Raw genomic sequence first — 14,601 nt, 5'->3', positions numbered from 1 at the left:
CAACAGTCAATTTAGCATTAATATATTTCTAAATGACATTATACTTTCACTTTCGCTAAAAAATCATTTTTATAGGTTTCACTCAAAACCAAAACGGTTGGTTTTCCTTTTACTTCCTGAAGAGTAAGCGTAATTTCATTGTGATTGAAAAACTGAACTGCCGATATCGCAATGATTTCTTTTTTATTCACTCTGCAAAATTCTGCCTTGGGAAGCTGATTCAGTAAGGAACCAAAATTGATATTTTTCAGAATTAAAACACTGCCGTCTGTCAAATATACTTCCTTATCCCTACTGTCAATTGATGCCGTTTTAATGTACTGAATCTGGTCGAAATACAATAACGACTTCCCTTTATCGGTATTCAGATGAATAAATTTTTTGGAAACGTCCAGCTTTTGGAATCGTTCCAAAGCTTTTGCAACAGCTCTTTCCAACCGTTCTTTGGTAACTGGCTTGGTGATGTAATCCACGGCATTGATATCGAATGCTTCGGCAGCATAATTTTTGTAGGCAGTGGTAAAAATTACCAATTTATTTTGAAGCAGATGCGCCAAAGTCAAACCATCAATTCCCGGCATTTCGATATCCGAAATACACAAATCAAAATCAAGTTTGGGTACTTCATCCAATAATTTTTGAGGATCATTAAACGCCTTTATAATTTCCAATTCCGGGATTTGCTCACAGAGCATTTTCAGGTAAGTCAAACCCGGCAATTCGTCGTCAAGCAGTAAGCATTTGATTTTTGTATTCAAGAAGATTGATTTTTAAATGCGCAATATAGATGTCATTTTCGACAAATTTATCCAATTTGAACTGATTTTTGTATATAATTTTCAATCGTTGTTCCAATGTTGTTGCACCAATACCGCTTCGCTCTTTTTTTAAGGCTTTTTTCTCGGAAATTTTATTGGAAACCGTAAGAGAGAAACAATTGTCCTTGAATTCAAACAAAATTGAAATAAAAGCATCGGCGCTTTGCAGATCTGCATGCTTAAAGGCATTTTCAATCAAATCAATCGAAATCAAAGGAGCCAAAAGGTTTTGTTCATACAGCTTTTCCCCTTCATTAATCTTGGTTTTTACTTTCAATTCAAAAAGCGGGCTCACTTTTATTTTATTAATTTCAATAAGGTTTAAGGCAAACTGAATTTCTTCTTTTGGAGAAACAAACTTTTTTTGGCTTTCGTATAAAATATAATCCAAAACATTGGCCAGTTTATCCAAAGCAAAATACGTTTGGTAAGCATGCGATTGAATTGAATTGAGAATATTTTTGAAAAGATGCGGATTGAGTTTGGATTCTAATGTTTCCAACTGCAGATTGTTGACTTTCAACTCGAGCAGGCCAAATTGCTCCTCAATACTTTTTTTGGCTTTTCCAGATTCAATCAAGCGATAAACAAGATAGCAAAGCACTACGATAAATACCAGAATAATTACCAGTAACACATATATAATGCTATTGTTTTCTTGAGTACTGTTCATTTAGATAAATTTGAAAAATTAAAAGAGTTTTTGCTTTAATGCGCCGATACGAATTTCAGTCCAATTATAGAGGATATCAAAGTAAACAAAAAGAAAAGTCTCCAGAAAGTTGCCGGTTCTTTGAATACAAAAATACCAATTAAGACAGTTCCTACCGCTCCTATCCCAGTCCAGACTGCATAAGCGGTTCCAATTGGTAAAGTTTGAGACGCTTTGTATAATAACGTCATACTTATAGAAAGCGCTATAAAAAAACCAACCATCCACAAAGTAGATGCCATTCCAGTAGTTTCTTTGGCTTTGCCCAAACAAGTGGCAAAACCTACTTCAAATAAACCTGCTATAATGAGTAAAATCCAGTTCATGATTATGGTTTTATAATCAATACCGATGGTACGCCGCTTAACCAAGTACTGCGGGAATCCAGCAAGTCTTTCCAACTCTCCAAACTTACAATCATTAAATCTTGCTTCATCAAAAATTCATCATAAAGAATAGATTCGTTATTCAGAATTACATTCTTGTGAAATTTTTGCTTTAAGGAACCGATAGCACTTGCAATAACAAAGTTAGACTCCATGTGTCCTTTCATATCCAAAAAGGTAACCAAAGTATTATTGTTATAAATTAATTTTTGGGCATAATCAATCAAAAACGAATCTTCAGGGCAATATATAGGCACAAAAACCTGATTTACTTCTTTCAATTCTTTATCAATCAAAACTCCCAATGGCATTTTGACTTTCAATACAATCTGTCTGGTTCTTTCATCAAATGGAGAATTTACAAACAAACCTTCTTTACCCGTAAATTTATCCAGTAACCTTTCGGGATTAATTATTCGGGAAGTAAAACCAATTACTTTGCCCAACAGAGTTCCCTCAAAAATGGATTTCCCTAAACCAACAATCAACAGATCATAATCACCTTGATTAGCAATATCAATTATTTCTGACTCAACATCCAATGTTGCCTTAAAAACAGTTGTAATTTCCTGTTTCAAGATAACAGCTTCTTTCACAATTGGACTAAAACTGCTTTTCTCTTTATCTTCCATATTAAAGGAATGCATTTCATCACTTAAAGACAAATGCAATGCCGTAATACTGGCAGATTCATTCTGTTTTTTAACCAAACTATGGGCTAAACGCAACAATGATTTTCCTTTTTCATTGTTCCCAAAAGAAATTAAAATCCTATACTTGCTTTGATCAATTTCTTCTTCATGATCAGAAATATCGGTAGTTTTAAAAATATAATTGATTAAATCCAACGCAGGTCCGGTCATAAAAGTAGTCACCAAAGCCATAATTACCATCATTGTAAAAACTTGTGTGGTAAGAACCCCAAGAGCCAATCCAATATTCAAAACAATTAATTCCATCAAACCTCTGGTATTCATCAAGGCTCCAATGATAAGGCTGTTTCTCCAGCTTTGTCCCACGAATTTGGCGGCTAAAGCACTTCCGAAAAACTTACCTGCAACCGCAACAAGGATTATAAAACCGGTCACTTTCCACAAATAAGGCTCGTTTAATGAACCTATTTCGGTACGCAATCCAGTAAATACAAAAAACAAAGGAAGCAACAGAATTACAGATACATCTTCAACTTTAGAAATAAATACAGTTCTGAATTTAGGAACATCGGGCATAATGGCTCCCATCATAAAAGCGCCAAACAGCGCATGAATACCAATCAATTCAGTAGCATAGGAAGATATAATTAACAGCAGAAAAAATATAGCAACAACGGGTTTGCTCAAGCTGTCTTTGGATCCATACAAATCGCCAATTCTTTTCAAAAACGGCTTAACCAAATAAATCATTGTCAGCACATAAATCCCCGCTAATGAAATAATATACATTGAACTCTCAAAAGTTCCTGCTTTTACAATAGCGATTACAACAGCCAATAAACACCAAGCCGTAATATCATCGGCGGCGGCACAGGTAATGGCTATAGCACCCAATTTAGTTTTATGCATGCCTCTTTCCTGAACAATCCGCGCCAAAACTGGAAATGCGGTAATACTCATGGCAATACCCATAAACAAGCTAAAAGAAAGAAACTTAACACCTTCCGGGGCAAAACGATTATAAACAAAATATGCCAGTCCAATTCCTAGTGCAAAAGGAATAACGATACTCGCATGACTAATAACAACAGCTTCTTTCGCCCTGTTTCTCAACACCTTGATATCGAGTTCCATTCCAATAACAAACATAAAAAGTATCAGCCCAATCTGACTCAAAAATTTTAAATTTTCTAATGAATTGGCTGGAAAAAGGGCATGAAAAAAATCAGGAAAATACAAGCCCAAAAGGGATGGTCCAAGTGCAATTCCAGCAATAATTTCACCAATTACTGATGGTTGCCCAATTTTTTTGAAAAACCATCCAAAAAAACGGGCCACAAGGATAATCATTATAATTTGTGCCAATAAAATAGCCAACGGATCCTTCACGTTGTGAAGCATTGAAGTTAGAAAATCGCTCCAGGAATCATTGCTCTCCAATGAATGAACGATGGTCTTTTTATTCTCCAGAAGTTTTCCTTTGTTTATAATCCAATACATTAATGCGGTAAAACCGCCTGTAACCCCCAAATAAAACAATGTATTTCTGTACTTTTTCATAAGACACCCTTCAATAATTTCGTATCAACCTAAAAAAACCAAATATATATAAATTAGAAGCGACAACGTCACTTTGATTCAAAATAAAAATAAAAAATTAACAATTAAATTAACAAAAAGCATTCTTGAAAACACAAGCCTTATAGCTGTTTTAACTACCTTTGTGAATTTTAAAAAATTGACATGATCAAATGGTTTAGCTTAGGATTTTGGGAATTAATAGCCAGAGTCGTACTTCGAAATAGAATTTTAATGTTATCGATTATTGTAGCGATAACGGCTTTATTGGCAATGCAATGGAAAAACATCCATTTTACGCATACAGAAGCCAATATGTTACCCGATGACAATATTGTAAATATAGAATACAAAGCCTTTTTAGACAAATTTGGTGAAGAAGGAAATTTGGTCATCATTGGTGTAAAAGACAAAGCGTTTTTTACTCCAAAAGCTTACGCCGCTTGGGCAAAATTAATGAACAGCCTAAAAGAAGACAAAGCGGTTGATTTAGTTATTTCGATAAACGACTTAAAGAAATTACAAAAAAACGAATTGCTTCAAAAATTTGAATTAGTACCTTTTGTTGATCAAAGCAAAACCACAGACAAAGCTTATCTTGAAAAAATAAAAAAAGAGCTCTTTAATGATTTGCCTTTTTACGAAGGACTGCTCTTCAATAAAAGATCAGGAACAATCCGTTCTGCCATTTATTTGGACAAGAAAATTGTAAATACTCCCGCCAGAAAGGATTTTATCACAGACCGATTAGTTCCTGCCGTAGAAGCATTTGAAAAAGAAACCAAAATAGACCTTCGCGTTTCTGGAATGCCTTACATCCGAACGCTTAATTCGCAGACTATTATAAGTGAAATAAGTCTTTTCATCGGAGCTTCATTATTAGTAACATCATTACTTTTCTTTTTCTTTTTCAGAAGTTTTAGAGCTACTTTAATTTCGATCGTTATTGTAATTATTGGCGTGATGTGGTCTTTTGGCTTCTTAGGATTATTAAATTATGAAATCACTGTTTTAACCGCTTTAGTGCCTTCTCTGATTATTGTAATTGGAATCCCAAATTGTATTTTCCTCACTAATAAATACCATCAGGAATACAAAGTTCACCGAAATAAAGCCAAAGCACTGCAGCGTGTTACGACCAAAGTAGGAATGGCAACTCTTATGACTAATGTGACTACCGCTATTGGTTTTTTCACTTTTATTACTTCAAACAACAAATTGCTTATTGAATTTGGGAACGTGACTTCTATTAACATTCTGGCATTGTTCTTTTTGTGCATTATAGTGATTCCAATTTTTCACAGTTATATTCCAGCACCAAAAGACCGTCATATTGAACACCTTGACAGAGGTTATGTAAAATCATTTATGGACTGGATTTTGCGAAATGTAAAAGAAAGCCGTTTTTCTATTTATGTGGTTGCTGTTTCATTGCTTGTAATGAGCATTATAGGAATTTACAAAATGCGCATCTCTGGCAGCATAATAGAAGATATGCCCAAAAAAGCGCCTTTTTTTAAGGATATACTCTTCTTCGAAAAAGAATTTGACGGAGTAATGCCTTTGGAAATCATGATTGATACCAAACACAGAAAAGGAGTAATGAAACTTTCCACGCTCAAGCGAATGGAAGAACTGGAAACAGCCATTGATGAAATTCCTGAACTGTCAAAACCGATTTCAATTGTCAATTTGGTAAAATATTCCAAACAGGCTTACTATAACGGAAGTCCGGAATATTACGAATTGCCAACTTCACAGGAACAGGCTTTCATTTTATCATATGCCAAAAATTCAACCAAAAAAGCCAAGGGTGACTTGATGAAAAGCTACGTAGATTCGACAGGTCAATTTGCCCGGATTACCACTTTTATGCGTGATGATAACGGAGGCGTAATGCCAATAGTTGAAGCTGAAATCCGCAAAAAAGCCGATAAAATTTTTCCACCGGACAGGTATCATGTAACTATTACCGGAAAAGCATTGGTCTTTCAGAAAGGAACAGGCTACCTGCTGGATAATCTGCTTTCATCATTGGTTTTTGCATTTTTCCTGACTGCCCTTTTAATTGGATTTATGTTCCGTTCTTTCAAAATGATTTTAGTTTCCATTATTCCAAATCTGTTGCCGTTGCTGTTAACCGCTGGAATTATGGGCTTTTTTGATATTCCGCTGAAGCCTTCAACGATATTGGTTTTCGGGATTGCATTTGGACTTTCGGTGGATGATACCGTCCGATTCTTGGCACAATATCGAGAGGAATTAAAGAAAAACGACTGGAAAATCCGCAAATCCGTTTATGCTACTTTTAATGATGCCGGCTTGAGCATGTTCTATACTTCTATTGTATTGTTCTTTGGATTTTCGGTATTTATGCTGTCCAGTTTTGGAGGAACCATTGCGCTTGGAGGATTGGTTTCGTTAACTTTATTATTTGGAATGCTGTCGAATTTAATGTTATTGCCTGCTTTGGTTTTAACCCTGAACAGGACTTTGGCAAACGAACAGGAATTTATCGAACCAAAACTTGAAATCCTAGAATTCACGGATGAAGAGATTGATGATTTTGAGAAGAAATAGAAATAACTACATTCCTTTATGTCTCTTGCGATAAATATTTCTCGCAGAGCGCAGAGGCACAAAAAACCGCAAAACAACAAATTGTAGCTTTGCGGTTTTTTACTTAATTATATTGAGCTTACTAATTAAACATGGCTTTTCGATTATTCACTTGTATGCTAAAAAAATAATTGAGACACCCACTTTGAATTTTACAAAAAAGAAAGCCACCAATGTAAGGCAGCTTTCAGATAAGTAATTAATTAAAATTAAGAGATTTTAATCATTCGTGGAGGTTTTTGTTTAGCCTCTTCACGTTTTGGAATAGACAACAATAAAAGTCCGTTTTCATAATGAGCTATTATTTTATCCTCATCAACTACGTTTTTAGGCAATTCGAAACTTCTTTGAAATGATTGATAACTAAACTCTCTACGGCTGAAATTTTCGTCATCAGTAACATGTTCATGCTCTTTCTCCGAAGAAATAACCAAGTGGTTACCGTCAAGTGTAATCTTGAAGTCTTTTTTGTTCATACCTGGAGCGGCGACTTCAACCTCGTAGCTGTCTTTAGTCTCTTTGATGTTTACAGAAGGCAGCGTAGTACTTGTTGTTGAAAAATTGTTATTTTCCCAATTGAAAAAATCACGGCCAAAGATATCATCAAAAAACAAACGATGTAAAGCAGGAGCTTGACCTCCATTGCTTTTAATAAGGTTCATAACTGTTTCCTTTTAAAATTGTTAAACAAATATTTTTTTTAAACTTGCACAAGTTTAAGAATAGAAAAACAAAATACATGCCATTTAAAAGAACTGCCATTTTTTCAGAACAGGATTGAAAAAATGTCACATATCTATATATCAACATTATACACAAAATATATAGGATCAAATATTTTATTTTTTCATTAACTTTAAATTTCAAATTCCCAAATCTTCCAAAAATTCAGCTTTAATTTTGTGCTTGATTTCAATTTTCAGGAATTAGCAATTCTGTTCAAAACGTTATTCTTTTTCCTTTTTCCTATAAAAAATAAAAGATATAGCGGATAGGATAAAATTGCTCCCTAATACACTATATCCCACAATGCAATTACAAACAAATGATTTATATTTGCATTTAGATTAAAACACCGATTTTCTTTTAATCAGAATTTGAACTCTAAAATCAAAAATCAAATGAGACACGCGAAAGTTAAAGACTTATTAAACAGCACAACGACTTTACAGGAAATTAATGCTAAAGGCTGGGTTAGAACTTTTAGAAATAATCAATTTATTGCCTTAAATGATGGTTCTACTATCAATAATATACAATGTGTTGTCGATTTTGAAAATACTCCTGATGAAACTTTAAAAAGAATCACAACTGGTGCGGCAGTTTCAGTAACAGGAACTTTGGCAGAAAGCAAAGGTGCTGGACAAAAATATGAGATTCAGGTAACTAAACTGGAAATATTGGGAGACTCAGATCCAGAGAAATTCCCTATGCAGCCTAAAAAACATTCGTTGGAATTCTTACGTGAAAATGCGCATTTGCGCGTGCGTACGAATGCTTTTGGAGCTATTATGCGGGTGCGTTCGGTTTTGTCATATGCGGTGCACAGTTACTTTCAGCAAAAAGGGTTTGTATATGTAAATACGCCAATCATTACGGGAGCTGATGCAGAAGGTGCCGGAGAAATGTTCCAAGTGACTTCACTGCCATTGGATAATTTACCTAAAAACGAAGAAGGCGCTATTGATTATAAAAAAGATTTCTTTGGGAAACATACTAATTTAACGGTTTCGGGACAATTAGAAGGGGAAACTTTTGCGATGGCTTTGGGTCAGATTTACACTTTTGGACCAACATTCAGAGCAGAAAATTCGAACACTTCACGCCATTTGGCTGAATTTTGGATGATTGAACCAGAAGTCGCCTTCAATAACTTGGATGACAATATGGATTTGGCCGAAGATTTTATCCAATATGTAATTAAATACACAATGGAAAAATGTGCCGATGATTTAAAGTTTCTGGAAGGAAGACTTTTGGAAGAAGAAAAATCAAAACCACAGGCTGAAAGAAGTGAAATGACTCTGCTGGAAAAATTAAATTTTGTTTTGGAAAATAATTTCAAACGTGTTTCTTATACCGAAGCGATTGACATTTTGAGAGATTCCACTCCAAATAAAAAGAAAAAATTTCAGTATATAATCAATGAATGGGGAGCAGATTTACAATCAGAACACGAGCGTTATTTAGTGGAAAAACACTTTAAATGTCCTGTGATCTTATTTGATTATCCAGCAAACATCAAAGCATTCTACATGCGCTTAAACGAAGACGGAAAAACGGTTCGTGCGATGGATATTCTTTTCCCTGGAATTGGAGAAATCGTAGGAGGCTCGCAAAGAGAGGAACGTTTTGATGTTTTGGTTGAAAAAATGAAAGCCTTAGGAATCGACGAAGAAGAATTATGGTGGTATTTGGATACCCGAAGATTTGGTTCGGCTGTTCACTCCGGTTTTGGACTTGGATTTGAAAGACTGGTGCTTTTTGTAACCGGAATGACAAACATACGTGACGTAATTGCGTTCCCGAGAACACCACAGAATGCGGAATTTTAATAAGAGTTGATGGTTGATGGTTGTCGGTTTTTAGCCAACAACCATCAACCAATAACCAACAACTATAAATATGCTAAAGCAATTTTTAAATTTAAAAATATCACAAAAATTATCTCCGCAGCAAATCCAGCTGATGAAGCTAATTCAATTGCCTACGCAAGCATTTGAACAGCGGCTACTTGAAGAGATGAATGAAAATCCTGCTTTGGAATCTGGAAAAGAGGATGAATATGAAAAAGACGAGTTCGACACTGAAGAATACGACGATTATGAAGATTCCGAAGCAGACAGAATGGATGCCGAAGACATTAACATAGACGAGTACTTAAACAGCGACGACACTCCCGATTATAAAACTCAAACCAATAATTACAGTGATGACGATGAAAACAAAGAAACGCCATTTGCAGCCGCAATAAGTTTCCATCAAGACCTCATCAATCAGTTAAACACTTTTATCCTTAACGACGAAGAACGGGATATTGCCGAATTTTTGGTAGGAAGCATAGACGACACGGGATATATCCGAAGAAGCACTGCAGATTTGGTAGATGACATGGCATTTACCCAAGGTATTTACACTACCGAAAAACAAGTGGAAACCATCCTGAATATCATTCACGAGCTGGAACCTACCGGCGTTGGAGCACGCGATTTACAAGAATGTTTACTGCTACAGCTCAAACACAAAACGCCAACCGAATCTGTCGATCTGGCAACAGCCATAATTGATCAGCATTTTGATGCCTTTGTGAGAAAGCATTACGACAAACTGATTCAAAAATTCGGCATCTMTAACGAACAGCTTAAAAATGCGATCCACGAAATTGAGAGACTTAACCCAAAACCTGGAGGATCATTTTCCGGAAATACTAAAATTACCGAAAATATAGTACCCGATTTCGCAATCCGTATTGTTGACGGAGAACTGGAGCTTACCTTAAATGGAAGAAACGCACCTTCATTGCATATTTCCAAAGATTATCAAGAAATGATGCAAACGTATAAGGAGTCCAAGGATAAATCAAGCTCACAAAAAGATGCCGTACAGTTTATTAAACAAAAACTAGATTCGGCAAAATGGTTTATAGACGCTATAAAACAACGTCAGGACACTTTATTTATTACGATGAATGCCATTATGCATTATCAAAAAGACTATTTACTGGATGGTGACGAAACGCGGTTAAAACCAATGATTCTAAAAGATATTGCCGATATGATCGGACTGGACATATCTACTGTTTCAAGGGTTGCGAACAGTAAATATGTTGAAACTCCCTATGGAACAAAGCTAATAAAAGAATTCTTCTCGGAAGCCATGAAAAATGATCAGGGTGAAGACGTATCTACTCTCGAAATCAAAAGAATTTTACAGAATACTATCGAAGAAGAAGACAAAAAGAATCCTCTGCCAGATGACCTTTTAGCCGAAATACTCAAAGAAAAAGGATATCCAATTGCCAGAAGAACCATAGCCAAATATCGCGAACAACTAGAAATTCCTGTGGCCCGGATGAGAAAAAAACTGTAATTATATCTCTCTAAAATTAATTTCTTCAAATCTGCTTATTAAAATTGAAAAAGATACTCCCCATATTTTCCTATATATTTCATCCGCTTTTCATTCCTGTACAAGCCTGCATTTTTTATTTTTTATTTCACAACGCTGATTTCAAAATTGCGCAGATCACTACGTTTTTTTGGCAGATTTCTATTGTAACCATTATGATTCCGATTGCATTATACTACTTGCTTCGTTTTACAGGCAAAGCGGATAACATAATGATTGCAGATTTGGAACAGCGTAAAATACCACTAGTATTTCAGAGTTTTTTAATCATTTTATTGCTACGGAAAATCATCCTGTTAGAATACTACCCAGAATTGCATTTTTTTTTCATAGGAGCATTATTTAGCACCTTATTTGCTCTTGGCCTGCTCTATATCAAATTCAAAGCCAGCCTGCATATGCTTGCCATTTCAGCTTTAACTGTTTTTGTTTTCGGGCTTAATATTCATTTACAAACAGGAAGCGTATATCTTGTTCCTTTTTTATTGCTGATGAATGGAATTGTAGCTTCCTCGCGTTTGGTAATGCAGGCACATACACCTAATGAGTTAATTATTGGAGTGCTCTTGGGCAGTATTCCTCAAATAGTATTTCTTTTTTTGTGGCTATAAAATATAAAAAACCACACCCAAACTTAAAGTGTTCATAGTAATAGGTACTGAATCGATTTGAGCTGTGGATTTAAAAAAAGAATTCAATCCATAATACACCTGCAGGTTAAAAGCGCTATATCCCATTGAAAGATATACGCCATAAAGCAGTTCTTCAAAATCTTTATTGTTTTTTATAACAATCTTCTCATTACCATCATCATAAACAGATTTATCATACAATAAATAACTGACTTTAAAACCGCCATATATTCTAAAAAACTGAAAAGATTCAGGAGTCGAATTACGCCATCTTAATTCAATTGGCAGTTCTACCCTTAATTGTTCAAATCTGTTTTTATCATGATTAATAGCAGAGGGGATTATACTATAGATTGGATTATCATTAGCACCCACAATAGACATATTTTGAATATAATTATTAAATGATAAACCAATCCCAGGTGCAACAGCAAAAGTTCTGCTTTTATTCAGCGGAAAATCTCTAAGGAATCCTGCACTAAAACCAAACGATATTTTTTCTTGCGAGAGACCTTCCGGTTTTTTTACAATTGAATTGTAATTAAGTCCCGCATAAAACTGATCTTCTCTGTAAAGGCTGTCAATCTTGACATGTAACGTATCAATTGAAAATGCTTTTTCTTGAGAAAACCCTTTAAAAAATGACAAAAAAAGAAAACAGCCAAGGAATAATCGCATCATTAGTTTGAGAATTAAATTGAGAGTTACAGCATTTAGAACCTGCTAAAATCAATTGCTTATGCTTAACTCTTACAAATATCATAAAAAAACACTCAACCTATTTAAGATTGAACGTTTTTCTTTTGTAGAGAAACAATACGCAAAGTACCTTGTTTAGTATTATTCCGAATAACATTTCTGAGGACATTTTAAAATCATTCCACCTAAACGTTCTAACTATGTTTATAATTGCTTAACTTAACTGTTCTTTTTGTGAATAAAAATTCACAGCAATCCTAAAAAAGTGAAATAGCCTAAAACCAAAGTTCATTATTTAACGTAACTAGTATTAAAGAATGAAAAACTTAATTTACAAAAATCATGAAATCAAAAACCACGCAAATAGTTATTGTTTTAATATCGATATTCCTTAGTAGCTGCAGTGCTGAAGAAATGACAACAGAAGCTGGTATTTTACCCAAACCATCTATATCGCCCACAACAATAATACCTACAACTCCTATTTCAAATTCAATAAATTATTTAGCCTTAGGCGATAGTTACACAATAGGTCAAAGTGTGTGTGAAACTTGTAGATATCCAGAGCAGCTCAAAACGAATTTGAAAACAATTTATCCTAAGACAGATTTTTTATTAAAAATAATTGCTGCAACCGGCTGGACAACTACTAATTTAATTTCGGCCATCAAAACTCAAAATTTAGATTCAAATTATGATTTAGTAACGCTTTTAATTGGCGTTAATAATCAATATCAGCACATGGATTTTACAGTATACGAAAAAGAATTTCCTGAATTATTAAATAAGGCAATATCACTTGCAAAAGGCAACAAAAAAAATGTCATTGTGCTTTCAATCCCTGATTATGCTTATACTCCGTATGCTAAAAACTTTGACGAAATGGAAAGAACAAAGATTTCTGCTGAAATTGACCAATATAATGCTTTTGCCGAGAGCTTTTGTATTACAACAAATGTACAGTTTGTTTCCATTACAGATATAACACGGCAAGGTCTTAACAATTCTAATCTAGTCGCTTCAGATGGCTTACACCCATCTGAAACTGCTTATAAATTATTTGTAGAAAGAATGCTCCCCTCAGTAAAAATCGCGCTTCAGGATTAAACTTTTACATTTAATCTAAATAATAATATATAATTGGATAATATATAAAACGACAAAACCTAGAAGTTATAAGATTTCTAGGTTTTGTCGTTTTATTGCAGAGAGAAAGGGATTCGAACCCTCGATACAGTTACCCATATACTAGCTTTCCAGGCTAGCTCCTTCAACCACTCGGACACCTCTCTATTTATTTCGGAGTGCAAAGAACACTAAAAAAAATGACTTTCGAAAATAAAAAATCAATATTATTGCATTTCTCCTCTCAAAGAAGTTTCGAAAGCATTTTTGAAGTCTTCTTGCGGTATATTTTGCCCCAATAAATACATCAATTTGGCTACAGCGGCTTCGGTAGTAATATCTTTTCCCGAAATAATTCCCAACTTTTTCATGGTGGTGCTTGTTTCATAATGTCCCATGCTCACGCTTCCAATAGAGCATTGCGTAACATTGACAATGAATAATCCTCTATTAATTGCATTTTGCAAAAGCGACAAAAACCATTCTTCTGTTGGAGCATTTCCTGCTCCGTAGGTTTCCAGCACAATCGCTTTCAAACTTTCAATGTTTAAAATCGCTGACAATACCGTCTCGCTGATTCCCGGAAACATTTTGATGATGGCCACATTATTATCCAAATGTGTATGGACTTTTAACAAACCTCCTTCGTTTGCAGGTAAAAACAATTCTGAATTTGTTTTTAAATGCACTCCCGACTCGACCAAGAAAGGATAATTAGGAGATATAAATGCCCTGAAATGTTCGGCATTTATCTTAGTGGTTCTATTGCCACGGTATAATTTATATTCAAAATAAAGACAAACCTCTTTGATTAGCGGTTTTCCATTTTCCTGCAAAGAAGCAATTTGAATAGCAGTAATTAAATTTTCTTTGGCATCAGTCCGTAAATCACCGATGGGCAATTGGGAACCCGTAAAAATGACAGGTTTGGAAAGATTTTCGAGCATAAAACTCAATGCCGAGGCCGAATATGACATTGTATCCGATCCGTGCAGTACCACAAAACCATCAAAATTGACATAATGGTTCTCAATAGTCTGGGCAATCTCAGTCCAATGTTCAGGATTCATATTCGATGAATCTATTGGATTTTCAAAAGAAAATGTATCTATCTCACAATCCAGCAATTTTAACTCAGGAATATTATGAAGAAGCTTGCTGAAGTTGAAGGCCTTAAGCGCTCCAGTTTCTAAATCCTTGCTCATACCAATAGTTCCTCCGGTATAAATCAAAAGAATCTTTGGCTTAGAG

Annotated in this window: 12 protein-coding genes and 1 tRNA gene; 5 read left to right on the top strand and 8 right to left on the bottom strand. The window is 34.7% G+C overall.

Annotated elements, in window-relative coordinates; genetic code table 11:
* Positions 1–38 precede the first annotated feature (38 nt).
* The 4 genes from AC1DVP_RS03550 to AC1DVP_RS03535 are packed head-to-tail and all read right to left on the bottom strand — an operon-like array spanning position 39 to position 4,129.
* Positions 39–758 (bottom strand): LytR/AlgR family response regulator transcription factor, encoded by a 720-nt coding sequence (locus tag AC1DVP_RS03550; protein ID WP_477182174.1) that lies wholly within the window; start codon positions 756–758, stop codon positions 39–41.
* Entirely contained in the window at positions 727–1,491 is a 765-nt protein-coding gene (locus AC1DVP_RS03545) for a sensor histidine kinase (protein ID WP_477182173.1), read from the bottom strand. Before AC1DVP_RS03545 ends, AC1DVP_RS03550 begins: the two co-directional genes overlap by 32 nt.
* A gap of 35 nt (positions 1,492–1,526) precedes the next feature.
* Positions 1,527–1,856: a DMT family transporter gene (locus AC1DVP_RS03540; RefSeq protein ID WP_477182172.1), complete on the bottom strand. Its 330-nt coding sequence runs from the start codon at positions 1,854–1,856 to the stop codon at positions 1,527–1,529.
* Between the two features lie 2 nt (positions 1,857–1,858).
* On the bottom strand, positions 1,859–4,129 hold the full coding sequence (locus AC1DVP_RS03535; protein ID WP_477182171.1) for a cation:proton antiporter domain-containing protein: 2,271 nt from the start codon (positions 4,127–4,129) through the stop codon (positions 1,859–1,861).
* Positions 4,130–4,312: 183 nt separating this feature from the next.
* Here AC1DVP_RS03535 and AC1DVP_RS03530 point away from each other — a divergent pair, with 183 nt between their 5' ends.
* Positions 4,313–6,727: an efflux RND transporter permease subunit gene (locus AC1DVP_RS03530; protein WP_477182170.1), complete on the top strand. Its 2,415-nt coding sequence runs from the start codon at positions 4,313–4,315 to the stop codon at positions 6,725–6,727.
* A 248-nt stretch (positions 6,728–6,975) separates the two neighbouring features.
* On the opposite strand, the gene AC1DVP_RS03525 is transcribed toward AC1DVP_RS03530, so the two are convergent.
* The gene (locus tag AC1DVP_RS03525) at positions 6,976–7,428 is read right to left on the bottom strand and encodes an Hsp20/alpha crystallin family protein (RefSeq protein ID WP_477182169.1); all 453 of its coding nucleotides are present in this window, start codon (positions 7,426–7,428) and stop codon (positions 6,976–6,978) included.
* Between the two features lie 459 nt (positions 7,429–7,887).
* Between AC1DVP_RS03525 and asnS the strand changes: the two genes are divergently transcribed.
* The 3 genes from asnS (at position 7,888) to AC1DVP_RS03510 (ending at position 11,505) form a co-directional block, all read left to right on the top strand.
* Positions 7,888–9,321 carry an asparagine--tRNA ligase gene (gene asnS / locus AC1DVP_RS03520; RefSeq protein WP_477182168.1) on the top strand — a complete coding sequence of 478 codons (1,434 nt, stop codon included), beginning with the start codon at positions 7,888–7,890 and terminating at the stop codon, positions 9,319–9,321.
* Between the two features lie 70 nt (positions 9,322–9,391).
* Positions 9,392–10,855: an RNA polymerase factor sigma-54 gene (gene rpoN, locus AC1DVP_RS03515; RefSeq protein WP_477182167.1), complete on the top strand. Its 1,464-nt coding sequence runs from the start codon at positions 9,392–9,394 to the stop codon at positions 10,853–10,855.
* A 44-nt stretch (positions 10,856–10,899) separates the two neighbouring features.
* A complete protein-coding gene (locus AC1DVP_RS03510; RefSeq protein ID WP_477182166.1) occupies positions 10,900–11,505 on the top strand; it encodes a hypothetical protein in 606 nt (201 codons plus the stop codon).
* Here AC1DVP_RS03510 and AC1DVP_RS03505 read toward each other — a convergent pair.
* Positions 11,500–12,207, bottom strand: coding sequence for a porin family protein (locus tag AC1DVP_RS03505; RefSeq protein ID WP_477182165.1), 708 nt, complete (start codon positions 12,205–12,207; stop codon positions 11,500–11,502). The two genes, AC1DVP_RS03510 and AC1DVP_RS03505, sit on opposite strands and share 6 nt — an antisense overlap.
* Before the next feature lie 360 nt (positions 12,208–12,567).
* Between AC1DVP_RS03505 and AC1DVP_RS03500 the strand changes: the two genes are divergently transcribed.
* Complete coding sequence (locus AC1DVP_RS03500) at positions 12,568–13,332, top strand: SGNH/GDSL hydrolase family protein (protein WP_477182164.1); 765 nt, start codon at positions 12,568–12,570, stop codon at positions 13,330–13,332.
* 98 nt (positions 13,333–13,430) lie between these two features.
* Here AC1DVP_RS03500 and AC1DVP_RS03495 read toward each other — a convergent pair.
* Together AC1DVP_RS03495 and AC1DVP_RS03490 are read right to left on the bottom strand one after the other, a co-directional pair.
* A tRNA-Ser gene (locus tag AC1DVP_RS03495) sits at positions 13,431–13,517 on the bottom strand.
* Between the two features lie 60 nt (positions 13,518–13,577).
* Positions 13,578–14,601: asparaginase (locus AC1DVP_RS03490; protein ID WP_477182163.1), on the bottom strand; the 1,024-nt coding region annotated here is incomplete at its 5' end.

The sequence above is a fragment of the Flavobacterium sp. P3_A6 genome (assembly GCF_056403035.1).
This window is presented reverse-complemented; position numbering and strand designations above follow the sequence as displayed.